Source organism: Lysobacter sp. H21R4 (assembly GCF_015277535.1).
Lineage (GTDB): Bacteria > Pseudomonadota > Gammaproteobacteria > Xanthomonadales > Xanthomonadaceae > Novilysobacter > Novilysobacter ciconiae.
This window is the reverse complement of sequence record NZ_CP063772.1, coordinates 1,826,240-1,848,894: the sequence shown is the minus strand read 5'-3', so window position 1 is coordinate 1,848,894 and position 22,655 is coordinate 1,826,240. Positions and strand designations below refer to the sequence as shown.

Here is a 22,655-nt window from a genome sequence, read left to right as displayed (position 1 = left end):
ATCAGGCCCTCATCCGGGTTTTGAACCAGCTCAGCAGGCCGCTGGTGTCACTCATGAACAGCGCCTTCGACAGTCGGCCCGAGGGCGAGCGGTAGCGGTGCTCGTAGACGTTGTAGCGGCGCAGCCGGTAGGGGTCGGTGCCGAAGCGGTTGACGCCCTCGATCGTGGTCGCCGCACTGGCAAAGCCGGCTTCGCGCACCAGCCTCGCGTCGCGGTCGCCGAAGTCCTCGCTGGTGCCGTTGGGGTAGGCGAAGTGGCGCGGCGCGCTGCCCAGTTCGCGCCGGATGTGCTCGCACGATCCGCGGATTTCCTCGCGCGCGGTTTTCTCATCCACCTGGCTCAACATCACGTGGCCCCGGGTGTGGCCGCCGATCCCGATGCCACGGCTGGCCAGTTTGCGGACGTCGTTCCAGTCGAGCATCTCGCGGCGTTCCGGCGCGGGGCGCGCGGGCTGCAGCTGTTGCCCGATCCGCTCCATCCAGTCCTCCAGCTCCGTCGGGCTCAGCTGCTTCAGTCGCGCTGGCAGCAACTCGTACGCTCGCTGCCGGTCCAGCGGGTCGGCCAGGTCGAACTGGCCGACCCCCAACTCCGCGGCATTGAGCTGGTCATGACGTCGCGCCACGATCGCGTGGATCAGCCGGTAGGCCCAGATCGGGTCGCCGCCGACATGGCCGGTCGCCAAGTACACCAGGGCGGGCACCCCGGCAAGATCGGCCTCGGTCAGGCGAAGATTGTCCCGGTAGCCATCGTCAAAGGTGAGGGCATACGCGGTACCGGCGCCACGCGGCTCGTGCAGGCTGCGCAGGCCATCGTCCAGGCTGGTCAGTGAGCCTTCGCGCCGGATCCAGCCGACCAGTTGGCGCAGACTGGCCGGGGTGATGCTCAACGGGTACGGATCCGGTTCGTCACGCACGCGGTGCAGCATCAGCACGACCAGCCCGCCGCCTGCGAACGCGCGGTACAGGCGGTCGACGCCGCTGTAGTGGCTGGCGACCGCCACCAGGTAGGTCAACCACCGGGTGATGGCCCGGCGGGTCACGGCGCTTCCTCCGCCGGCAGGTGGCGCGCCTTGACCACCAGCGCCACATAGGCCCAGAAGTAGGCGGCCATCGGGTAATAGGTGAAGCGGTCGCCGAACAGGTTGCCGCAGATCAGGCCGATCCACGCGCCGGTGACGCCCAGTGCGAGCGCGTAGCGAAGCGTGCCGCTGCGCGAGTGGGCCATTTCGCGCAGCGCCGTGCGCAGTATCGCCAGCAGCAGGCCCAGCAGCACAAGGGCGCCGATCACGCCGCCCTCGGTGAGGGTGCGCAGGTAGAGGTTGTGGGTGTCCTTGCGGTAGGGGTTGATCTCGGGGTGGTGGAAGCTCTGGAAGCCCGTTCCCACGATCGGGTGGCGGGTGAAGTTGTCCCACGCCACTTGCCAGTAGACGAAGCGCAGCTCGGTACTCTCGTCGCGCTCCCCGGCATCGACGTTCGTGCTGTCAAACCGCTCCACCACCGAATAGGGCAGCAGCCCCGGCAGTAGTGCCGCGGCGAGCAGCAGCGGAAGCAACAGCTTCCAGCGGCCGCGCCAGACCAGGATGACCGCGACCAGCCCCAGGATCAGGCTGATGTAGCCGGTCCGCGAGTATGCATACAGCACCCCCATGACCGTGCAGGCCATGCCGACGCCGAGCAAGAGCCGCCAGCGCCACGACAGGCGGGCCGAGATGAGCAGGGCGAACAGGACCACGCCGACGGTGACGCAGAACGCAGCGAACTCGTTCGCGCCCAGCAGCGAAAACGTACCGCTGATGCGCAGGTCGTCGGAGTAGTGCCAGCTGGCCACGCTGGTGTGCTGGGCCCAGGTCACCCGCGCGATGTAGGGCAGCGGCAACACGGTGGCGAGGATCACCCGGCGCACGGTGGTCCAGTCATGGACGCTCATCTGCACGAGGAACACGACCGCCAGGCCGAGCACGTGGTCCTTGAGTATGGCCAGGTGGTCAGCGCTGTCGGTCACGTACTGGTAGCCGACAAACAGCGAGACGACCGCGTACAGGACGTAGGCCAGCACCCAGCGGTTGACCGGCTCGCCGGGCGCCAGGCGTCCGCCGATGGCCAGCGCGCCGGCCAGGCTGGCCGCGGTCATGATGTTGAGGAAGTTCAGGCCGCCGCCCAGGTTGGGCATGTAGCCGGTCTGCAGGTTCTGCAACGGCAGCAGGAACAGAAAGACGTAAAGCAGCCAGTTGTTGGCGCTGCGGCGGCGGACCTTGGGCACGCTCGCGGCTCCCGCTCCCGCTCCCGCTCCGGGCCGCGCCACTATCGTCGCCGGGGCAGGCGCCGTCCGCGTCCGCAAGGCCCGCGCGGCGAGCGGAAAGCGCTCGCTGCCCGCGTCCCATCCGGAGTCAGGCCTGTCGACGGACATCGGGCCGCTCCAGCAGTGACTGGTAAAGCCGCAGGTAATCGGCTGCCATCGCCTCGCGTGAATGGTGGGCACGCACGTACGCACTCGCCCTGGTGTCGCGGGCCGGTGGCGCGGCCGCGACGTCCTGCAAGGCTTTGCGCAGACCGCAGGCGTCGCCGGCCTGGACCAGACGCCCGTGCGCGGAACGCGACAGCAGCCGCGGCACGTCACCGACCGCGCTGGCGATCACCGGCACGCCGTGGGCCATTGCTTCCAGCACCACCAACGGCATGCCCTCGGTCAGCGAAGGCAGCACCAGGCAGTCAAGGGCCGGGTAGAGCCGCTGCATGTCCTGGCGGACCCCGAGCAGTCGAACCCGCGAGGCCAGACCCAGGGCGCCTATCCGGGCCTGCAGCGCCGCGCGCTCCGGTCCATCGCCGATGAGGAGCAACTGCGCGCGATCAGCGGGCGTGGACGCGAACGCGTCCAGCAGCATGGACAGGTTCTTCTCGGGCGAGAGTCGACCGACGGCGGCGAAGAGAAAGGTCCGGTCGTCGATCCCCAGCTCGCTGCGCGCCGCCAGTCGGGTGCCGGCGGCATGCAGTGGATCGGTGTCGGGCAGGTCGATGCCGTTGTCGATGTGGTGGATCCGGCGAGCCGGTACCCCGGCAGCGCGCAGCGACGCGATCTGGCCGGCGGCGACGACCACCAGCGCGTCGAAGCGTCGCAGCAGCGCCAGCTCCAGCCGGTTGTAGATCCGCAGTGACCGCGACGTGTCGACATGTCCATGCAGGGTCGCCACGAGCGCCACGGCACGCGTCTGCGAAGCGAGCCAGGCGTAGAACGCACTCTTGTAATCGTGGGCGTGCAGGATCCGCACGCGGTGGGTCTCGATCTTGGCGGCGAGTGCGCGCAGGGTCGCGCGGTCCAGCCGGCCGCGGCAGGGCAGCAACTCGGCCGGCTGCTCGGACTGCCGCGCGGCCTCGTGCAGTGGCTGCCGGGTCGTGCGGTAGTTGTTGATCGTCAACAGCCGGCTCGGCGATGCATCCCCGCACGGCCCTGCCTGGTTCAGCCCGTGGTTGAGCGCCAAGACCATCCGGTCGGCGCCGTACAGCCCGGCGCTGGAGCGCAACTGCAGCACGCACGTGGACACCGTGCCGGTGGAAGGCTGGCTCACGTCCTTCCCGCCAGGTTGGCATACATGCGGTCGTAGGCATGCACCATGGCGTCGAGCGAAAATTCCCGTTCCACCCGGCGGCGGGCGCAGGCCCCCATCTGCAGGCGGGTCGCCGCTGAGCGCGCCAGGACCAGCATGGCAGCGGCCAGTGCGGCCGGATCCCGCGGAGGCACCAGCAGGCCACTTGCCTGGTCCTGCACCAGCTGGATGTTGCCGCCCACGGAGGTCGCGATCATCGGCAGCCCGCAGGCCATAGATTCCAGGATCGCGTTGGACATGCCTTCGGTCGAGGACGCCAGTACCGAGACGTCCAGCGCCGGCAGCAGTTGCTCGACGTCGGGTCGATCGCCCAGGAAACTCACGCAACCGTCCAGGCCCAGTTCCGCGACCTGGGCGGCGATGTCGCGTTGCAGCGGACCCCCCCCGAGCAGGACAAGGCGCACGTCCGGGACGCTTTCGCGCAGCACGGCAAACGCCTGCACCAGATCGGCGTGGCACTTCACTTCCGTCAACCGGGCCAGGCACCCGAAGGCCACGGTTTCCGGGCCAAGGCCCAGCGAGGCGCGCACCGCGGCCCGGTCGCTGTCGGCGGCGGGGCGGAAACGCTCGGTATCGACGCCGTTGGGAATCCAGACCATCCGCCCGGGCGCGATGTCCTCGCTGTCGCGCAACGCGGCCAGGATCTGCTGCGACGGGGCGACCACACGGTTGAAGCGGTGGTTGAGGAAACGCGACACCCAGCGCAGACGGGCGGTCTTGTTGAAGCCCATGTCGCGCCGGTTGGACACGTGGATCGCCCCCGCCCGGTGGGGCAGCAGGGCGTTGAACAGGTCCGATTTCTCGTGCTGGGACTGCACGATGTCAAAACGTTCCCGCTGCAGCAGCTGGGCGAGGCAATGCAGGGCACGCAGGCCGCTGTAGCCGTAGCAGGCGGCGATGGGCAGGGAGCGGATCGATACGTTTTCGATCGCACCCGGCAGTGCGACATCCGACCACGCGCGCACGGTCTGGCTCAGTTGCACGATGGTTATGCGGTAGCGATCACCCGGCAGCCTGGCTGCGAGGTTGCGCAGGAACCGCTCGCTGCCGCCCGGGGCAAGGATCGAGGTGTCGGTCAGCAACAGCAGCCGCAATGGCGCTGGCGCATCGGCCGACCGCGCCGCCACCAGCGGCGGAGGCACACGTGTCGCGACCTTGGCAGCGGCGGGGGCTGTGGGCATCGGCATGGCGTCAGCGCAGGTAGGCGATGCTGAGTACAACGGAATTCTCGTCATAGCTCGCGCCCGCCACCGCGCTGTTGCGGCGCCGGTGCTGGAGGTTGGCGCGCCAGCTCCAGTGCCGGCTCATGCGGTTGGCAAACGCCAATGCCGCGACGTAGCCCAGGTCTTTGCGGTCCAGCGCCGCGTAACGGTTCACGTCGTGTGCGAGCAGGACTGTCACCGTGCTGCGCGGGCTCACCTCGTAGTCGACCGAAACCAGCGCGCCGTAGTTGGTACGCGTGGCGAGCAGATCGGCGTCGGGGTCGGTGGGGTCTGCCGGATCGGCAGCGTCATCGGTGGCCAGGCGCGAGCGCTGGTAATAAGGCTGCACGTGGAACCCGACCCGCTCGCCGGTGAAGTGGTAGGCGAGATAGGCCTCGTGCTGGCGGACCGCACTGGGCCCGACCAGAACGTCATTGCTGCTCATCTCGTTCAGGATCGAGCCGCTCAGGTCGGTGGAGCGGTTGACGACGTCCTGCACCGCGTTCGAAAAACCGGTCCGGGCGACGGCCGCCAGCCGGCTGCGCGGCGTGGGTGTCCAGCCCGCGCCCAGGCTGGCCATCGGCTCGCCAAGAGTCCCGTCGCGCTCAAGCCGCAGCTGCGAATAGCCGGCTGTCGCGGTCAGTTCCAGCGACGCCAGCGCCAGCGCGTAACCGACATAGGCGTCGCTGCGGGTGTAGTCGTTTTCGTTGTCCCGGTACTCGGAGCGGGTCGTCTCAAGGTTCAGCGACACCGACCGGGTGGCGCTGGTATCGCGCACCAGCCTGGCCGCCGCGTTGTAGTGGTCGCCGTTGAAATCCTTGTTGTCCTCGGCGTAGCTGTTGGCGTAGCGCAGGTCCAGCTGGCCACGCGTGCCGGCCCGCGGGCGCACGTGGAACGTCGGGCCTGCAATGAAGACGTTGACCTCCTGCTCGTTGCCGGGGTTGAAGCTGGTCAGTACATCGACCGGTTGGCGGTTCAGGTAATCGTTGACGACGAAGTCGACGCGCTGCGGCACGACGTTCCAGGTCATTTCCCCGACAAGCTCACCCCGCACGTCGTTGTCGAAGGTGTTGGACAGGTACTCCAGGTAGGACACGCTGCCCCGTGCGTTGGCGTTTACGCGCGGACCGCGCTGTTGGAACTCGAAGCGCGCATTGGGCGAGACCACCGTCTCGGATTTTTCATCGAAGGACGCCAACGCGATGTTGTCGGAGCGCAGCAGCGACAATCCCAGCTGGTAATCCAGCTCCGCCGGAACCGCGCTCGCCGGCAATGCCAGCCACAGCGCCCCCGCCAACACCGAGCGCGGCAGCCGGAGCGGGAGCGAGGGGAAGCATCGGCTGGCGGTCGGCTTTCGCGCATGTGCCATGGCGTCGTCTACACGCCCTGGTTGAAGACGACCCCGGCAAACTTCGCCGGGTCGAAGCTGGCCGCGGCCCGGCTGATCGCCGCCGGCGTGTCCTTGCCGTAACCGGCGACCAGCACCACGGCATCAGCGAGATCCGCCAGGATGCGCGCATCCGGCCCGCCGTTCACCGGTGGACTGTCAAGGAACAGGTAGCGGTCCGGGTACCGCGAGCGCAGCGAATCGATCAGCAAGCGCATGCGGAAAGAGGAGAAGTACTCCACGCCGTTCTCACGCAGCCGGCCGACCGGCAGCAGCCTAAGCCGCGGCACGCCGGTGTCGTAGAGCACCGGCGCGATGTCGCTGCCCAGGTCCTCCAGGTAGTCGATCAAGCCGCCTCGGGGGATGTCGACCTTCATCGTGGTGTGCTGCGAGGGATGCCGGAGGTCGCAATCCACCAGCAACGCGCTCTTGCTGTCGTCGAAGGCGAAGGCGGCGGCCAGGTTGCGGGCGACGAAGCTGCCGCCGGCTCCCCGGCTGACCGGTGCCACCAGGGTGACGAAGTTGCCGTCCGCGGTCGCCAGGAGCCGGGTACGCAGCTCACGGAACGCGTCCACTTCGGGGCGGGCAACGTCGGAGCGATGGATGATGGACCGCTCGGTGGACTGCTGCGGGGTCAGTTCCCGTGAGGTGCCCATGCGTGCGATGGAGCGGCTGGCGATGCGCCGTTCCGCGATTCCATCGATGTCGTCGATTTCGCGCACGCCGCCCAGAGAGAAGTCATTCATAGGACATGCACCAGTTTCATGGCCAGGGCCAACCCGTACACGGCCGGCACGATCAGGAACAGCAGGGAGGCGAGGGCGATCTGGCGCCGGCTCTGGGCACGGCGGCGCCTGGTCATGAAGGCGGGAACCACGCCGAGGACCGGCAGGCCTGCGTCGCGCTGGATCTGCACCGGCGTGCGCACGCGCGAATCGAATTTGATCATTCCCAGCAGCAGCGCCAGCGGTACGACGCACGCGGCCAGCAGACCGGCGCCGGCGACGTGCATCAGGCGCAACCCGCTGGGCCGCAGCGGAACGGAAGCCGGCTCCTGGATGCGGAAACTCAAACCCTGCCTCTCGTCGTCCAGGTTCATCGATACGCGCGCGTTCTCGCGGCGCTTGAGCAGGTCCTGGTAGAGGTCGCGGTTGACCTCGTAGTCGCGCGTGAGCTCGGCCAGCCGGCTTTCGGAGGAGGCGATCCGGCGACTGCGCTCCAGCTCCTGCGCCAGCAGCGACTCGCCGGCACCGATCCGGCTCGCGGCCGCAGCGCCATGGCGACGGGCGTCGGCGATCTTGCTGCGCAGCTCGGCGTACAACGGATTGAACATCGCCGAGCCGTCCAGGGCGCTGGGGTCGCTCGCCGTGCGCGTTTCCTGGCGTTGCGCTTCGCGTTTCAGTTCGGCCTCCAGGTCACGGATCTGGTGCTCGGTGCGCACCACATCGGGATGCTGCTCGGTGAAGTTGAGCAGCAGGCCGCTGCGCTGGGTCTGCAGCTCGGCAAGTCGCGCCTGGATCTGGCCGACCCGCGTCTGCACGACGGATATCTCGTTTTCGCCGCTCAGCTGGGAACGCAGCGCGCCTTCCTGCGAGCGCAGGTCCATCAGGTCCATGCGCGAGGACTCGACCTGGCGCCGCAACTCGCCGATGCGGGCATTGACGTCGACATCGGTGCCCGGACGGGCGTCGGGGTTCTGCGTCCGGTAGCGCTCCAGGTTGGCTTCCGCTTCGGTCAGTTTCGCGTGGTACAGGCCGACCTGCGATTCGATGAACTCGAACGCGTCCCGGCTTTCGCGGCTCTTCGCCGCCAGGCTCTCGCTGATGATGAGGTCACCGAAACGCTTGGTGACGCGATAGGCGCGCTGCGGGTCGGAATCCGAATAGGTGATCTGGATCAGATTCTCGCCCGGGTTGGTGATCTGGGTGCGTCCGGTGACCTGCTCGGCCAGGCGCTCGCGTGCCAGCGGGGTGGGGTTGGCCTCCAGCCAGCCCCCAGCCTCCAGCACGTCATTCACCACCCGCCGGCTGAAGGCGACTTCCTTGGCGATGGAGGCCCGGTTGGCGACGCCGGTGGGGACCGCGCGCCCCTCCATCAGCGGCGCGATGATGTTGCCCTGTTCCACCAGGATGGTGGTGCTGGCGACGTACTTGCGCGGCAGCACAAAGCCGGCCGTCAAAGCCAGCAGTGCGATGGCAGCGAACAGACCGAACAGGCGCACCGGATGGCGCTTGATCTCCTCCAGCGCAACCGGCACCAGGCTGAGTGCGGACGGGCGATCGTCGCCCGCCCATTCGGCCGGCAGGGTGCTCACAGCACGCGCTCCGGCACGGTGATCACGTCGCCGGGGGCCACGTTGAAATTGGTCGAGAGGTCACCGCGATTGAGGATCCGTTCCAGGCGCACCGGATAGGTACGCGTGGTCTCCCCGTCCTTGCGATAGAGGTCGGCTCGGTCGGCCGAGGCGAACTCGGTCACCCCGCCTGCGGCCAGCACGGCATCCATTACGGTCATGCCCGGCCGGTAGGGGATCGACACCGGCTGGCGCACCGCGCCGGTGACGCGCACGCGCGAGAGGTACTCGTGGCTGCGCAGGTCGGTGAGGATCACCGCCACCTGCGGGTCGCGGACGTACACCGCCAGCTTTTCCTGCAGGTCGGCAGCCACCTCATCGGGCGTGCGGCCGGCGGCCATCACATCCCCCACCAGCGGCACCGAGATCCGTCCGTCCGGCCGCACCGGGACGGTGACCTCCAGCTCCGGGTTGCGCCACACGGTCACCCGGACCAGGTCGTCCACGCCGATGTGGTAGGCGTCCACGCTGGTCTGCGCGACATTCGCCGGTGGCGGATGCGACATCGTGTCCCCGGTCGAGGAACAGCCGGCAGTGAGCATCGCCGCGGCGATGAGCGCGAGGAGCAGGGCCAGCGATCGGTGGTGATGCGCAGTCATGGAATTCCCCTTGGTGTTGCCGGTTTAACGCGTTCAACGCGGTGCCGGACCCGCGCCGGCCACGCGGATGGCCCCGCCCGAAAGGCGCGCGCCAGCCACGGCGGTTGTGGCGGCGCAGGCGTGAACACGGTCATGTCAGGTAGAACGCGGAAACGTCGCGTTACCGGCAAACGCGGCATTTCGCGTTGTGCTGGGTATCTGCACGCGTGGGGACGGATCGATGCGCATCCTGGTAACGGGCGGTGCCGGCTATATTGGAAGCCACGCATGCGCGGTTCTGGCTGCGCGCGGCCACGAGGCGGTGATCGCCGACAGCTTTGTCAACAGCTCGCCGCTGGTGCTGGACCGGCTCGGCGGGATCCTGGGTGCAGCACCGATCTGCCACCGGGTGGACCTGCGCGATCGCCGGGCCGTCGCCAGCCTCTTTGCCTGCACCCGTTTTGATGCCGTGGTCCACTTCGCCGCGCTCAAGGCCGTGGGCGAGTCGTGCGCGCGCCCGCTGGCCTATTTCGACAACAACATCTGCGGAACCATCCACCTGCTGCAGGCGATGCGCGAGGCCGGCGTCGGCCGCATGGTGTTCAGCTCATCGGCCACCGTCTACGGCGATCCAGACTCGGTGCCCGTGCGCGAAGACGCGCCGCTGCGGGTCACCAACCCGTACGGCCGCAGCAAACTGGTGATGGAGCAGTTGATCGAGGACCTGTGCGAGCGCGATCCGGACTTCCGCGCGGTCAACCTGCGCTACTTCAACCCGGTCGGCGCGCATCCCTGCGGACGCATCGGCGAGGACCCCGGCGGGGAGCCGAACAACCTGATGCCCTATATTTCCCAGGTGGCCGTGGGCCGGCGCGATTGCCTGGCCGTGTATGGCGGCGACTGGCCCACCGTCGATGGCACCGGCGTGCGCGATTACATCCACGTCATGGACCTGGCCCGCGCCCACGCTGACGCGCTGGAGTTCCTGCTGCGCGAGGACCGCAGCGCCACGGTCAACCTGGGTACCGGACGCGGCGTCAGCGTGCTGCAGCTGGTAACTGCCTTTGAGCGCGCGTCCGGTTGCCGCATTCCCTACCGGATCGTTGAGCGGCGTGCCGGGGACGTGGCCGAGGTCTACGCCGATCCCGGACTCGCCGAGGCGTTGCTGGGCTGGCGCGCCGAACTCGACGTCGACGCCATGTGCCGGGACGCGTGGCGTTGGCAACGGATGAACCCGCACGGCTACGGCTTTCCGGAGGTCGACGCGGATCGCGCGGAAACTCCTGCACCCGACCGTGTCCCGCCGCAGATCCGGCCGCCCGTGCCAGAGACGACCTCGGTGCGCTGAGGCACGCGCCAGTTCGTGGAATCGCCGACGGGCGCCCGCGCGCGCGCGATACGTCAATCCAGCAAGGCAGCGGCCACCGCGTCGGGTCGTTGCATCCATTGGAAATGGTCGGCGTCGATGCCCAGGGCAGCGTCATCCAGCGTGGTTACCGAAATGCTCGCGTGCGGCATCTTGCCGAGCAGAAAGTTCAACGAGCTTTCTGGCGCGTACCAGTCATCGGCCAGAACGACGCCGCGGATCGCCGGGCTGGCGTTGGCGAGTGCCTGTTCCAGGTCCGCGTCCAGCCCTGCAGCCGCGTAGCGTCCGCTCACCGCGGTACGCGCCCAATCGGCAATCAGCCCGCGTGCCTCGCGGCCGCCGAAACCGAGCCGTCGCCCGGGCAGGTTGCCATTGACCGAGGCAAGCCAGGGCAGCACGCGATAGGCGGCCAGCAGCGCCCAGCGCATCGGCGCCGGAAACGCCCGCCACCACGGCGCGCCACTGGCGACCAGCCAGAGCTGCGCCGCGGCGGCGGGATCCAGCGCCGCCCTGCAGCAGGCGAGCTGTCCGCCCAGGCTGTGGCCACCGAGGATCCGCGGCAATCCCGGCGCTGTCTGCCCGGCCAGGACGGACTCGCTGCCGGGCAGGTCGAGTTCCAGCAGTTCGCGGTAACCCCAGTTACAGTCGCGTCCCGCGCGCAGGCTGCTGCTGCCGTGCCCGCGCCACTCGTGCAGGAACACCGCCACCCCGCGCGAAGCCAGGACCTGCGCCAGCGGCAGGTAGTGTCGCGCGGCAATGCCCAGCGCCGGCAGCCACAACAGGCGCGCGGTCGCCTCGGCGGGAATGACGGCCTGCAATTCCCAGCGATGGCCGTCCGCCGCGACCGCCTGCAATCGCAGGACTTCAGGCGCAGGGGTGTGGTTCATAGGGACATGCCGGCGGAAGCGGCCCGCGACCATACCACCGGTAAAAACCCGTGGCGTAGAATCCATCGGGGGTTCCATGCGCGGGATGTCACGGTCTTGATGCGAAACGATTTGTCCTGGATGCCGTCTGCATGATTGCGCTGATCGAGAGTTATCGCGCCGGACTGTTCAAGCGCGCCCATTGGCTGCCCAACATCGTCGCCGGGATCATCGTCGGCATCGTTGCCCTGCCGCTGGCGATGGCCTTCGCGATCGCATCGGGCGTCAAGCCCGAGCAGGGGCTGTACACGGCGATCATCGCCGGCCTGCTGGTGTCGATCTTCGGTGGCACCCGGATCCAGATCGCCGGCCCGACCGGCGCCTTCATCGTCATCCTCGCCGGCGTGGTCGCCCAGTTCGGCGTGGAAGGGCTGCTGGTGGCGACGCTGATGGCCGGCGTGATCCTGGTGCTGATGGGGCTGGCCCGGCTGGGCGCGGTGATCCGCTACATCTCCGATCCGGTGATCGTGGGCTTCACCGCCGGCATTGCGGTGATCATCTGGGTCGGCCAGTGGCAGTACTTCTTCGGCCTTCCGACGCCGTCCGGCGATGCGTTCTACCAGAAGACCTACGGCCTGTTGCAGTCGTTTGCGCAGTTGCATTGGCCGACCACGCTGATCGGGCTCGGCAGCCTGGCCCTGGTGCTGCTCGGGCCGCGGATACCCGGGCTGACCAAGGTGCCCGGGCCTTTGCTGGCGATGATCGTAGCGACGGTGCTGACGACCGCGTTCGCCATGCCCGGCGTGGCCACCATCGAGTCGGCCTACGGGTCCATCCCCCGCACGCTGCCAAGCTTCCACTGGCCGGACATGAGCTTCGACCAGATCACCATGCTTCTGCCGGCCGCCTTCACCATTGCCATGCTGGGGGCGATCGAGTCGCTGCTGTCGGCGGTGGTCGCCGACGGCATGGCGGGCACGCGCCACAACTCCAACCAGGAACTGATCGGGCAGGGCGTTGCCAACATCGTCTCGCCCCTGTTCGGCGGCATCGCCGCGACCGGGGCGCTGGCCCGTACCGCTACCAATTTCCGTAATGGCGCCACCAGCCCGCTGGCCGGCATCGTCCACTCCGTCACGCTGGTACTGGTGCTGCTGGTGATCGCGCCCTACGCCGGCAAGGTGCCGCTGGCGGCGCTGGCGGCGATCCTGTTCGTCGTTGCCTGGAACATGAGCGAGGCGGGGCGCTTTGTACGCATGGTGCGCCGTGCGCCACGCGCGGACATGGTCATCCTGCTGATCACCTTCACTTTGACGATCTTCACCGACCTGGTGGTGGCGGTGAACATCGGCGTGATCCTGGCCATGTTCCAGTTCGTGCGCCGCATGTCGTCCTCCGTCGAGGTGCTGGAGGAGGACCCGCACTCGCTGCGCGCGGAACTGGCGCGGCTTGGGGGCGAGCAACTGCCGCCCGGGGTGATGGTCTATTCGATCAACGGGCCGTTCTTCTTCGGTTCGGTGGAGTCGCTGGATCGCGCCTTGTCCTGGAGCCGCGGCGGCCCGGAGTTCCTCGTCCTGCGGCTGGACCGGGTGCCCTTGCTGGATGCGACCGGGCTGAAGCGGCTCGATACGACCATCCAGGCGCAGGCGAAAAAGGGCGTGCGCATCCTGCTCTGCGGCGCCAGCCTGCGCGTGCTGCGCAAGCTGGTGCGTGCCGGGATCGTCAGTCGCTCCGATCCGGCCAGCTACTTTGCAGACCTGGGTGAAGCGCTCGCCTACGTGGAGCGCGAGCGCGCCGAAAAGGGAGCACTGCCGCCTCAGAGCACCTCGGAGGCGTAGTCGGCCAGGCGCGAGCGCTCGCCGCGGCGCAGGGTCACGTGCGCGCTGTGCGGCCAGTCCTTGAACCGATCGACCGCGTAGGTCAGCCCGGACGTGGTCTCGGTGAGGTAGGGCGTGTCGATCTGCTCGACGTTGCCCAAGCAGACGATCTTGGTGCCGGGGCCGGCACGGGTGATCAGCGTCTTCATCTGCTTGGGTGTGAGGTTCTGCGCCTCGTCCAGGATCAGCCAGCGCGTTAGGAACGTGCGGCCACGCATGAAGTTCAGCGCGCGGATCTTGATCCGGCTCGCCAACAGGTCGTTGGTGGCCGCGCGCCCCCAGCTGCCACCGGACTGGTTGTGGGTCAGCACTTCCAGGTTGTCGGTGAGCGCGCCCATCCACGGCGTCATCTTCTCCTCCTCGGTGCCGGGCAGGAAGCCGATGTCCTCGCCGACGCTGACCGTGGCGCGGGTCATGATGATCTCGCGGTAGCGCTGCTGGTCCATGGTCTGGGCCAGGCCCGCGGCCAGCGCGAGCAGCGTCTTGCCGGTACCAGCAGTGCCCAGCAGCGTCACGAAGTCGATCTCCGGGTCCATCAGCGCGTTGAGGGCGAAGTTCTGCTCGCGGTTGCGCGCGGTGATGCCCCAGACGGCGTGCTGGACATGGCGGTAGTCATCGACGATCTGCAGGATGACGCTGTCGGCGCCGACCGATGTCACCCTCAGCTCGGTATCGTCATCGCCGGGCAGGTACAGGAACTGGTTGGGATACCAGCTGTCGCCCTCGATCCGGTTGATCTCGTAGTAGGTGTGTCCGCGATCCGTCCATGAGCGCAGGTCCTTGCCATGGCGCCGCCAGAAATCCGCGGGCAGCTCGGTGGCGCCGGTGTACAGCAGGCTGAAATCGTCCAGCGCGCGGTCGTTCTCGTAGTCTTCCGACACGATGCCGGCAATCGCCGACTTGATCCGCAGGTTGATGTCCTTGGACACGAACACCACGTGGGCGGTCGGCTCGGCTTCCTGCAGGGCGAGGATCGCGCCCAGGATGGCGTTGTCAGGGACCACGGCGCCAAAACGCTTGCCGGCATCGAAGTTGTCGGTCTGGAAGCGCAGGCACCCGCCGTTGGTCTGGCCGCGCAGTTTCAGGCCACCCGGCGGGGTGAGCGGAATGCCGTCGGCGATCCTGTCGCTGCCGGCGGCCTCGACCAGTTCGTTGAGGAAACGGCTGACCTGGCGGGCGTTGCGGCTGGCGTCGGTGGTGCCCTTCTTGCCTGCGTCCAGCTCCTCGATCACCTGCATCGGCAGGTAGACATCGTGCTCCTGGAACTTGTACAGCGCGGTCGGGTCGTGCATCAGCACGTTGGTGTCCAGGACGTAGATCCGCTTGCTTCCGGTCATCGAAAACTCCGCAGCGCGTTAAAGGGGTTCGCGTGGCGCGCCGTCAGGATCAGGTGCCGGCATGCGCTAGCAGTACATCCAGCACGGCCTGTGCGTGGCCGGGCACCTTCACTGGTTGCCAGACGTGGGCGATGGTGCCGTCGGGATCGATCAGGTAGGTGCTGCGCACGATACCCATCACCTTGCGGCCGTACATGGTCTTCTCGCGGATGACGCCGAAGGCGTTGCACAGGGCCTCGTCGGCATCACTGACCAGCTCGAAGCCGAGGTCCTGCTTGGCGATGAAGTTCTGGTGGGTCTTCACCGAGTCGCGTGAGACGCCCAGGATGCGCGCGCCGGCCGCCTCGAACTGCGGCAGCAGCGCGGTGAAGTCACGACTCTCGGTGGTGCAGCCCGGCGTGTGGTCCTTGGGGTAGAAGTACAGCGCCAGCCACTGGCCACGGTAGTCGGCGAGGGTGGTGGTGGCGCCGCTGGACAGGGCCAGCGGGAGATCGGCGGGAACAGCGTCACCGGTGTCGAGCATCAACGGGTCTCCTCAGAACTTCATCGGGTCCAGGATCGCGTCCAGGTTGAGGTGGTCGCAGAACTCCAGGAAGTCATCGCGCAGCGCGGCGATATGCATGCTGGCCGGGACGCCGATGGTGATCTGCGCGGAGAACATGTCCGCGCCGGTCTGCATCGCCCGGTAGCGGGTGCAGTGCAGGCTTTCGATGCTGATGCCCTGGCGGTCGAAGAAATCGGCCAGCTGGAACGTGATGCCCGGCTTGTCGGCCGCCACCACCTCGACGATGTAGGGCAGCAGGTCGGACTGGGCCTCTTTCTCGCCGGTGCGGTACCAGATCAGCTTGATGCTGTCCTCGCGCTCCAGCCGGGTCAGCATGGCCTCCAGCTTGGCGATCGCGTCCCAGGAGCCCATCGCCAGCGCCGTGACCGAGACATCGCGGCCGACGGTGGACAGGCGGGCGTCGACGAGGTTGCAGCCGCTTTCAGTGATCCGCCGCGAGACTGGCAACAAGGGAGAGTCCGGATGCGTCGAATAGGCGTTGATCAGGAGGTGGTTTTCATTCGGCGACGGCCGCGGAGTTGGATCGGTCAAGGCTTCGCCTGCAAAAGTGGGGGCTGGCTCCGATCCGGTGCGCGACCGCGCATCGCCCGGAGCTGAACCGCGTTCCGCGAGCGGAGCGGGGCTGCAGGCAGCATACTTGCCCGTGCTTTCGCGCCGCAAGTAACATCGGCAGCTCGGCAACGCCCCTGCGCGCGCCCCAGCATCCCTTCGATCAAGGCCCCCGACTTGCGACTTTCCGGCAGCATCACCGCACTGGCAACCCCTTTCGACGTCGACGGCGAGCTGGACCTGGATGCGTGGGCACGCCTCATCGACCTCCAGCTGGAAGGCGGCACGCAGGCGGTGGTCGTCGCCGGCTCGACCGGCGAGGCGGCGGCGCTCCTGGATTCCGAATTCGACGTGCTGCTGCGTCTGGCGGTCGAGCGCATTGGCGGGCGGGTGCCGGTGGTCGCCGGTACCGGAAAGTCGGCCACCGCCGGGACCATCGAGCAGACCCGCCGCGCCGCGGCGCTGGGCGCCGATGCCGCGCTGGTCGTGACCCCGCCGTACGTGCGTCCCACCCATCCCGGCCTGGTCGCGCACTACCGCGCCGTTGCCGACGACGGCGCGCTGCCGATCCTGCTCTACAACGTGCCGGGCCGGACCGGCGTGGACATGCTGCCCGCTACGGTCGCCCAGCTTGCCGGGCACCCGCGCATCGTCGGGATAAAGGAGGCGAGCATCGAGCCGCAGCGGATGCATTCACTGCTGGCATTGCGCGCCGACGATTTTGTCGTCCTTACCGGCGATGACATGACCGCATGCCGGGCGATGCTGGCCGGCGCCGACGGTGTGATCTCGGTCGCGTCCAACGTCCTGCCGCGCTCGATGCGCCGCCTGTGCGAGCTCGCCCGCAACGGCAAGGGCGCTGCTGCCACGGGCTGGAGCGGCCGCATGGCAGAGATCCATGCCTTCCTTGGCGTCGAGTCCAATCCGATTCCGGTCAAGGCGCTGCTCGCGCGCCAGCAGATCGGCACCGGACTGCGCCTGCCCTTGCTGCCGCTGTCCGCAGCCCACCATGATGCGGCCGTTGCGGTTGCCGCCGCGGTCCGTGACCTTGAACTTGCCTGCGACGCTGAAGTCGATGGCTGACCTGGAGATTCCCATGCGTTCCACCGTCCCGATGTCCCGCGCCGCGGTTGCCGGCGTTCTCCTTGTTGGCCTGGTGGCGATGTCGGGCTGCAGCTGGCTGCGCAAGGACAATTCGCTCTATACCGCGCAGACACGCCCGCTCGAGGTGCCACCGGACCTGGTCCTGGCAGGCGGGAGCGCGACCGGCGAGGCGCCGGCGGGCCCGGTTACCGCCTCGGAGACGGTGAGCAGCGCCAAGTCCGCGTCCAGTGCCGGCTTCAGCATGAGCGAGGACCGCGACACGGCGTTTGATCGGATCGACAAGGCCCTGGCCGCGGTTGGCGGTGTCACCATCGAAAACCGCGCCAAGACCCTGGGTGTGTTCGACCTGAGCTACCAGGGCGCGAACTTCCTGGTTCGGGTCAACAGCGCCGCCGCCGGTTCGACGGTGTCCACGCTCAATCCGCGCGCCACGCCGGCCAGCGAGGCATCGGCCGCACAGCTCCTGGCGGCCTTGAAGTCGGCGGTCGGCGGGCAGTAAGCACCGCCCGACCGCGAGGTCAGCGGGGCTCCACCCGCGCCCGCAGCCTGCCATCGCCGAGCTGCAGCTGGAGCCCATCACCGGGCGCGGCGTCCAGGACGCTGCGCACCACCCGGCCGTCCTCATGGCGGACGATCGCGTAGCCGCGTGCGACCGTCGCCAGCGGGCTGACCGCCTCCAGCGACCGGGCCAGTCCGCGCAGGGCGAGTGCGTCGTTGGCCATGCGCCGCGCCACCGCCGCTTGCGGGCGGGTGGCGAGCGCCGCCAGTCGCTCGCGCAGGCGCTGGATGCGCCCTTGCGGATGGTGCAGGCGCAGCACCGCGTCGGCATGTCGCAGGCGCACACGCGCATCGCCCAGCCTGCGCCGCAGGACATCGTCCAGTCGCCGCATTGCCTCGAGCTGGCGCCGGTGCAGCAGGTCCAGGCGGGCCCGCGGACGCATGGCGTTCAAGCGCAGCGCGGCGCGGTCGGCCCGTTGCATCGCGTGACGCAGGTGCAGTGACTGCAGGCTGGCCAGCCGCGCTTCCAATGCCCGCAGGTGCCGGGTGACGTCCTCGCGCGCGGGCACCAGCAACTCGGCTGCGACCGACGGCGTCGGCGCGCGCACGTCGGCGACAAAATCGCACAGGCTGAAGTCGGTTTCATGGCCGATTGCAGCGACCACCGGCACCGGGCAGGACACGATCGCACGCGCCAGCTGCTCGTCATTGAACGCCCACAGGTCCTCCAGCGAGCCACCGCCGCGGGCGAGTACCAGGATGTCGTAGCGACCCGACGCGGCCGCGCGCTGCAGCATCGCGGTGATCTGCCCGGCGGCGGCATTGCCCTGCACCTGGACCGGCAGCACGTCGGCCTGGACCAGCGGGAAGCGGCGTGCCAGCACGCTCACCACGTCGCGGACGGCCGCGCCGCTGGGCGAGGTGATGATGCCGATCCGCGCGGGATAGGGCGGCAGCGGACGCTTGCGCGCCTGCTCGAACAGGCCTTCGGCCTGCAGGCGCGCCTTGAGTTCCTCGAACGCCCGTCGCAGCGCGCCTTCGCCGGCCTCCTCCATGTGGTCCAGAACCATCTGGTACTCGCCGCGCGCCTCGTACAGCGTCAGCCGTCCGCGCGCGAGCACCTTCATGCCCTCGCGGGGGATGAACTTCAGCCAGGTGCTCTTGGGCTTGAACATCGCGCAACGCACCTGCGCGCGCGAGTCCTTCAGCGTGAAGTACAGGTGCCCCGACGACGGGCGGGCCACATTACCCAGTTCCGCCTCGATCCAGACCAGCGGAAATGCCCCTTCCAGCAGGTCGCGCGCCAGGGTGTTGAGCTGGCTGGGCGTGAGGACGTGGTCGGGTGCTGGGGAATTCATGGCGGCAGGGCAGGACGGCGGACTACGGTAACAACAAAAGGCCCGGAATCGATCCGGGCCTTTTGGCGGCCATCAGTTGGCCGGTGATGCACCAACGCGCGGGGCGATTACCAGATCACCACCTGCTGGTTTTTGGCGCGGACCATGGGCTGGCCGGGCTTGCACTCGAACGCCGCCGCGAACTGCGGCATGTTCGACGGCGCACCGATGGCGCGGAAGTTCGCCGGCGCGTGCGGGTCGGTGGCCAGGCGGACCTTGAGCTCGTCGTCGGTGAAATTGCGGCGCCACACGGTTGCCCAGTTGGCAAAAAAGCGCTGGTCGCGCGTCATGCCGTCGGTCATCGGGTCGTCCTTGCCCGCGGTGGCCTTCTTCATCGCGTCGTAGGCGACCGCCAGGCCGCCCAGGTCGGCGATGTTCTCGCCCAGGGTCAACTTGCCGTTGACGTGCTTGCCCGGCATCGCCTCGTACCCGTTGAACTGCGCGATCAGCTTGTCGGTGCGCGCCTCGAAGCCCTTGCTGTCGGCGGGCGTCCACCAGTTTTCCATGTTGCCGGTCGGTCCAAAGCGGCTGCCCTGGTCGTCGTAGCCGTGGATCATCTCGTGGCCGATCACCGCACCGATGCCGCCGTAGTTCATCTCGTCGGTGGCGTTGGGATCAAAGAAGGGCGGCTGCAGGATCGCGGCCGGGAACACGATCTCATTGGCCAGCGGGTTGTAGTAGGCGTTGACCGTCTGCGGGCTCATGCCCCATTCGGTCTTGTCCACGGGCTTGCCGATCTTGGACAGGTTCCACTTGTAGTTGAACTCGTTGGCGGCGATCACGTTGTCGATGTAGCTGTCGCGGCTGGTGTCCAGGCCGCTCCAGTCACGCCACTTGTCCGGGAAGCCGATCTTGGGAGTGAAGCTGGCCCACTTTTCCATGGCCTTGGCCTTGGTCTCATCGCTCATCCAGTCCAGCCCTTCCAGGTGGACCTTCAGCGCGTCGCTGAGGTTGCCCACCAGGCGCTCCATCTGCGCCTTGGACTCCGCCGGGAAAGCGACCTTCACGTACAGCTGGCCCAGTGCTTCACCGGTCGCGCCCTCAATGGTGTCGAGCACGCGCTTGCCGCGCTCCTTCATCTCCGCCTGGCCGCGCATGGCCTTGCTGTAGAAGTTGAAGTTCTCCTGCACGAACGGATCGGACAGGTAGGGCGACGCGCCGTCGACGGTGTGGAAGCGCAGGTAGGCCTGCCACTGCTCGGCCGGCACGTCGGCCAGCATCTTGCTGACTTCCTCGTGGAAGGCGGGGATGGCCAGGGAGAACATCTTCGGCGTCGCCACGCCCTGGGACTCGAAGAACGTCGTCCACGGGAAATTGGGCGTCAGCTTGTCCGCTTCGGCCGGCGATATGGGGTTGTAGAACAGGGAGACGTCGCGGGACATCTCCTCGCTCGATTTGGACACCTTCGCAAGACGGGTCTCGAAGGCGACCACCTGCTTGGCCTGCTCGGCGGCCTGGGCGGCGTCGATGCCCGACAGTTCAAGCACCTTGGCGACGTGGGCCTGGTAGGCGGCGAGTTTGTCGGCCTTGTCGGCGTCCACGTAATAGGTCTTGTCCGGCAGGCCAAGGCCGCCTTGGGCGGCGTAGGCGATGTTCATGTCGGAGGCCTTGAAGTCGGCCTCGGCACCGAAGCCGAACAGGAAGTTCTCGCCCTCGGCCGCGCTGGTGCGCAGGTAGTCGGTGATCTTCTGCTGGTCATCCAGGGCGGCGATGGCGTCCAGGCGCGACTGGATCGGCTTGATGCCCTGGGCGTTGATCTTCTCCTCGTCCATGCCGGTGGCCCAGAAGTTGCCGACGATGGCTTCCACGCCGGTTGCGTTCGTGTCGGCCGCGGCCTGCTCGGCGAGCTGGCGCTGGGCGGCGGTGGAGCGCTCCGACAGCATCTCGAAGGCGCCCCAGCTGGTGCGGTCGCCGGGAATCGGGTTGGCCGCCAGCCAGGTGCCGTTGACGTAGCTGCCAAAATCGGTGCACGCGTCGCCGGACTTGTCGAGGTCGGAAACCTGGAAGCGGTTGACCGGCGGAAGCGTGCTCTCGTCAAGGGTCAGGGTAGCGACGGCGGGCTCGCCCTTGGTGGTGGTCGCGGCGCGGTCCGCGTCCTGCGCGGCATCCTTGGAGGAGCACGCGGCAACCGCGGTCGCGATGGCCAGGCTCAGCAACAGCACCCGGGGTTTGATGGGGTTTGATTTGGTGTGGCTCACGTGAGGCTCCGGCATTGGCGTTGGAAAGGGCAGCCCCGAGAACAGTGCGTCGAAGCCGATCAGTGTGGACAGTAGACCCAACGCGCATCACGGAGGCGTGTCAGAGGTCATGGGACGCGATATCTGAACGAGGACCTGCGCACAGTGGCGCGATCGGGATGCATCACGTAAGATTCGCCTGTTCAGCGCACGGCTGCCTGCCCGCAAGGGTCACGTTTCCCAGGTATGCCCTCGCACGGGTTGGCCAGTCGGCCAAGACCCCCCGCCCAAAGGCGTGGTCCGGTGCGAATATCCCGCACGTCTTTCGTCGCGCCGACACGGCCCGGAGCATCCGGTGCCGTCACCACCAATACTCGCAGCGCGGTTACAGGGAACGCTCCGGGTCTTTACCGCACCTCTGTGCGGTTCTCTATATTCGGAGCTACAACATGTCTTTTGAAAACCTCGGCCTTGCGCCTGCCTTGCTGCGCGCGCTTGCCGAACAGGGCTACACCAGCCCGACCCCGATCCAGGTCCAGGCCATTCCGTTGATCATGGCCGGCAACGACCTGCTCGGCGGCGCCCAGACCGGCACCGGCAAGACCGCCGCGTTCGGCCTGCCGCTGCTCAACCGCCTGTCCAAGCAGACCGGCCCCAACGGTTCGCGCAAGCCGCGCGCCCTGATCCTGGTGCCGACCCGCGAGCTGGCCGTGCAGGTCAACGACAGCCTGCGCAGCTACGCCAAGCATCTGCGGATGAACTTCTGCACGATCTTCGGTGGCGCCGGCATGGGCCCGCAGGTCGAGAACCTGCGCCGCGGCGTCGACGTGATCGTCGCCACGCCCGGCCGCCTGATCGACCACATCGAGCGCGGTACCGTGAAGCTCGACGAGATCGAGGTGCTGGTGCTGGATGAGGCCGACCGCATGCTCGACATGGGCTTCCTGCCGGCGATCAAGCGCATCCTCGGCCGCGTGCCAGCGGAGCGCCAGACGCTGCTGTTCTCGGCGACGTTCGAGTCCCAGCTCAAACAGCTCGCGCTGCAGTTCATGCGCGACCCCAAGCAGGTCCAGGTCGCCACCAACAACGCGATCGCCAACACGATCACCCACCGTGCCCACCCGGTGGACAGCGGCCGCAAGCGCGACCTGCTGATCGACATCATCGCCAAGCGTCCGGGCGACCAGGTGCTGGTGTTCGGTCGCACCAAGCACGGCTGCAACCGTCTGGCCGAACAGCTCGAGGCCGCCGGCCTGCGCTCGGTGGCCATCCATGGCAACAAGAGCCAGGCGCAGCGCCAGAAAGCCCTGCGCGACTTCAAGGGCAACCGTGCCCGCGTGCTGGTGGCGACCGACGTGGCCGCCCGCGGCCTGGACATCCCTGACCTGCCGCTGGTGATCAACTTCGACCTGCCGATGGTGGCCGAGGACTACGTGCACCGGATCGGTCGTACCGGCCGCAACGGCTCCACCGGTGAGGCGCTGTCGCTGGTCTCCCACGATGAGGGTGGCCTATTGCGCCAGATCCAGCACGTGCTGAAGAAGGACGTGGAGATGGTGGTCGTGCCGGGTTACGAGCCCAGCCGCCCGATCCGCCTGGACGTGGCCATCCCGAACCCGCGCAACAACGCCGGTGCCGGCCGTCCGCCGCGCAACAACAGCCCGCGCGCGGCCGCACGTCCGCACGCGGCAGCGCCGCGGCATGCCCATGCAGGCGCGCCGCGCCAGCGCTCGGCCGGTCCCGGCGCGCGCGGTGGCCGTGGCTCGTTCCGCGACGGCTCCAGTGCCTGATCAGTAGC

Annotated in this window: 19 protein-coding genes; 5 read left to right on the top strand and 14 right to left on the bottom strand. The window is 68.1% G+C overall.

Features of this window, described 5'->3' with window-relative positions:
- Nucleotide 1: 1 nt before the first annotated feature.
- The 8 genes from INQ40_RS08430 to INQ40_RS08395 all read right to left on the bottom strand — a co-directional run bounded on the left by INQ40_RS08430 (nucleotide 2) and on the right by INQ40_RS08395 (nucleotide 9,142).
- Entirely contained in the window at nucleotides 2-1,039 is a 1,038-nt protein-coding gene (locus tag INQ40_RS08430; RefSeq protein ID WP_194340084.1) for a polysaccharide deacetylase family protein, read from the bottom strand.
- Nucleotides 1,036-2,259 (bottom strand): O-antigen ligase family protein, encoded by a 1,224-nt coding sequence (locus tag INQ40_RS08425; RefSeq protein ID WP_194340083.1) that lies wholly within the window; start codon nucleotides 2,257-2,259, stop codon nucleotides 1,036-1,038. The genes INQ40_RS08430 and INQ40_RS08425 overlap by 4 nt, the downstream gene beginning before the upstream one ends.
- 127 nt (nucleotides 2,260-2,386) lie before the next feature.
- Nucleotides 2,387-3,562, bottom strand: a complete 1,176-nt coding sequence (locus tag INQ40_RS08420; protein WP_194340082.1) for a glycosyltransferase — start codon at nucleotides 3,560-3,562, stop codon at nucleotides 2,387-2,389.
- On the bottom strand, nucleotides 3,559-4,782 hold the full coding sequence (locus INQ40_RS08415; RefSeq protein WP_194340081.1) for a glycosyltransferase: 1,224 nt from the start codon (nucleotides 4,780-4,782) through the stop codon (nucleotides 3,559-3,561). The genes INQ40_RS08420 and INQ40_RS08415 overlap by 4 nt, the downstream gene beginning before the upstream one ends.
- Nucleotides 4,783-4,792: 10 nt before the next feature.
- Nucleotides 4,793-6,172, bottom strand: coding sequence for an outer membrane beta-barrel protein (locus INQ40_RS08410; protein ID WP_194340080.1), 1,380 nt, complete (start codon nucleotides 6,170-6,172; stop codon nucleotides 4,793-4,795).
- Between the two features lie 8 nt (nucleotides 6,173-6,180).
- Nucleotides 6,181-6,936 carry a polysaccharide biosynthesis protein gene (locus INQ40_RS08405; RefSeq protein ID WP_194340079.1) on the bottom strand — a complete coding sequence of 252 codons (756 nt, stop codon included), beginning with the start codon at nucleotides 6,934-6,936 and terminating at the stop codon, nucleotides 6,181-6,183.
- A complete protein-coding gene (locus tag INQ40_RS08400) occupies nucleotides 6,933-8,504 on the bottom strand; it encodes an XrtA system polysaccharide chain length determinant (protein WP_228481966.1) in 1,572 nt (523 codons plus the stop codon). The genes INQ40_RS08405 and INQ40_RS08400 overlap by 4 nt, the downstream gene beginning before the upstream one ends.
- Nucleotides 8,501-9,142 (bottom strand): XrtA/PEP-CTERM system exopolysaccharide export protein, encoded by a 642-nt coding sequence (locus INQ40_RS08395; RefSeq protein WP_194340078.1) that lies wholly within the window; start codon nucleotides 9,140-9,142, stop codon nucleotides 8,501-8,503. Before INQ40_RS08395 ends, INQ40_RS08400 begins: the two co-directional genes overlap by 4 nt.
- 220 nt (nucleotides 9,143-9,362) lie before the next feature.
- Between INQ40_RS08395 and galE the strand changes: the two genes are divergently transcribed.
- Nucleotides 9,363-10,469 carry a UDP-glucose 4-epimerase GalE gene (gene galE / locus INQ40_RS08390; protein ID WP_194340077.1) on the top strand — a complete coding sequence of 369 codons (1,107 nt, stop codon included), beginning with the start codon at nucleotides 9,363-9,365 and terminating at the stop codon, nucleotides 10,467-10,469.
- 53 nt (nucleotides 10,470-10,522) lie between these two features.
- Here galE and INQ40_RS08385 read toward each other — a convergent pair whose 3' ends face one another.
- Nucleotides 10,523-11,374, bottom strand: coding sequence for an alpha/beta fold hydrolase (locus tag INQ40_RS08385; RefSeq protein WP_194340076.1), 852 nt, complete (start codon nucleotides 11,372-11,374; stop codon nucleotides 10,523-10,525).
- Between the two features lie 131 nt (nucleotides 11,375-11,505).
- On the opposite strand from INQ40_RS08385, the gene sulP reads away from it, so the two are divergent.
- Nucleotides 11,506-13,191 (top strand): sulfate permease, encoded by a 1,686-nt coding sequence (sulP, locus tag INQ40_RS08380; RefSeq protein WP_194340075.1) that lies wholly within the window; start codon nucleotides 11,506-11,508, stop codon nucleotides 13,189-13,191.
- Here the strand turns inward: sulP and INQ40_RS08375 are convergent.
- The 3 genes from INQ40_RS08375 to INQ40_RS08365 are packed head-to-tail and all read right to left on the bottom strand — an operon-like array spanning nucleotide 13,170 to nucleotide 15,663.
- The gene (locus INQ40_RS08375; protein WP_194340074.1) at nucleotides 13,170-14,567 is read right to left on the bottom strand and encodes a PhoH family protein; all 1,398 of its coding nucleotides are present in this window, start codon (nucleotides 14,565-14,567) and stop codon (nucleotides 13,170-13,172) included. The two genes, sulP and INQ40_RS08375, sit on opposite strands and share 22 nt — an antisense overlap.
- Before the next feature lie 49 nt (nucleotides 14,568-14,616).
- Complete coding sequence (locus INQ40_RS08370; protein ID WP_194340073.1) at nucleotides 14,617-15,090, bottom strand: peroxiredoxin; 474 nt, start codon at nucleotides 15,088-15,090, stop codon at nucleotides 14,617-14,619.
- Between the two features lie 12 nt (nucleotides 15,091-15,102).
- Nucleotides 15,103-15,663 carry a glycine cleavage system protein R gene (locus INQ40_RS08365; protein ID WP_193983727.1) on the bottom strand — a complete coding sequence of 187 codons (561 nt, stop codon included), beginning with the start codon at nucleotides 15,661-15,663 and terminating at the stop codon, nucleotides 15,103-15,105.
- Nucleotides 15,664-15,858: 195 nt separating this feature from the next.
- Here INQ40_RS08365 and dapA point away from each other — a divergent pair, with 195 nt between their 5' ends.
- A complete protein-coding gene (dapA, locus tag INQ40_RS08360) occupies nucleotides 15,859-16,764 on the top strand; it encodes a 4-hydroxy-tetrahydrodipicolinate synthase (protein WP_194340072.1) in 906 nt (301 codons plus the stop codon).
- Between the two features lie 13 nt (nucleotides 16,765-16,777).
- Nucleotides 16,778-17,284: a hypothetical protein gene (locus INQ40_RS08355; protein ID WP_194340071.1), complete on the top strand. Its 507-nt coding sequence runs from the start codon at nucleotides 16,778-16,780 to the stop codon at nucleotides 17,282-17,284.
- Between the two features lie 19 nt (nucleotides 17,285-17,303).
- Here the strand turns inward: INQ40_RS08355 and xseA are convergent, their stop codons facing one another.
- Both xseA and INQ40_RS08345 read right to left on the bottom strand, forming a co-directional pair.
- Entirely contained in the window at nucleotides 17,304-18,641 is a 1,338-nt protein-coding gene (xseA, locus tag INQ40_RS08350) for an exodeoxyribonuclease VII large subunit (RefSeq protein WP_194340070.1), read from the bottom strand.
- Nucleotides 18,642-18,748: 107 nt separating this feature from the next.
- Nucleotides 18,749-20,839, bottom strand: coding sequence for a M13-type metalloendopeptidase (locus INQ40_RS08345; protein ID WP_194342489.1), 2,091 nt, complete (start codon nucleotides 20,837-20,839; stop codon nucleotides 18,749-18,751).
- Between the two features lie 467 nt (nucleotides 20,840-21,306).
- Here INQ40_RS08345 and INQ40_RS08340 point away from each other — a divergent pair, with 467 nt between their 5' ends.
- Entirely contained in the window at nucleotides 21,307-22,647 is a 1,341-nt protein-coding gene (locus INQ40_RS08340; protein WP_194340069.1) for a DEAD/DEAH box helicase, read from the top strand.
- Nucleotides 22,648-22,655: the final 8 nt, after the last annotated feature.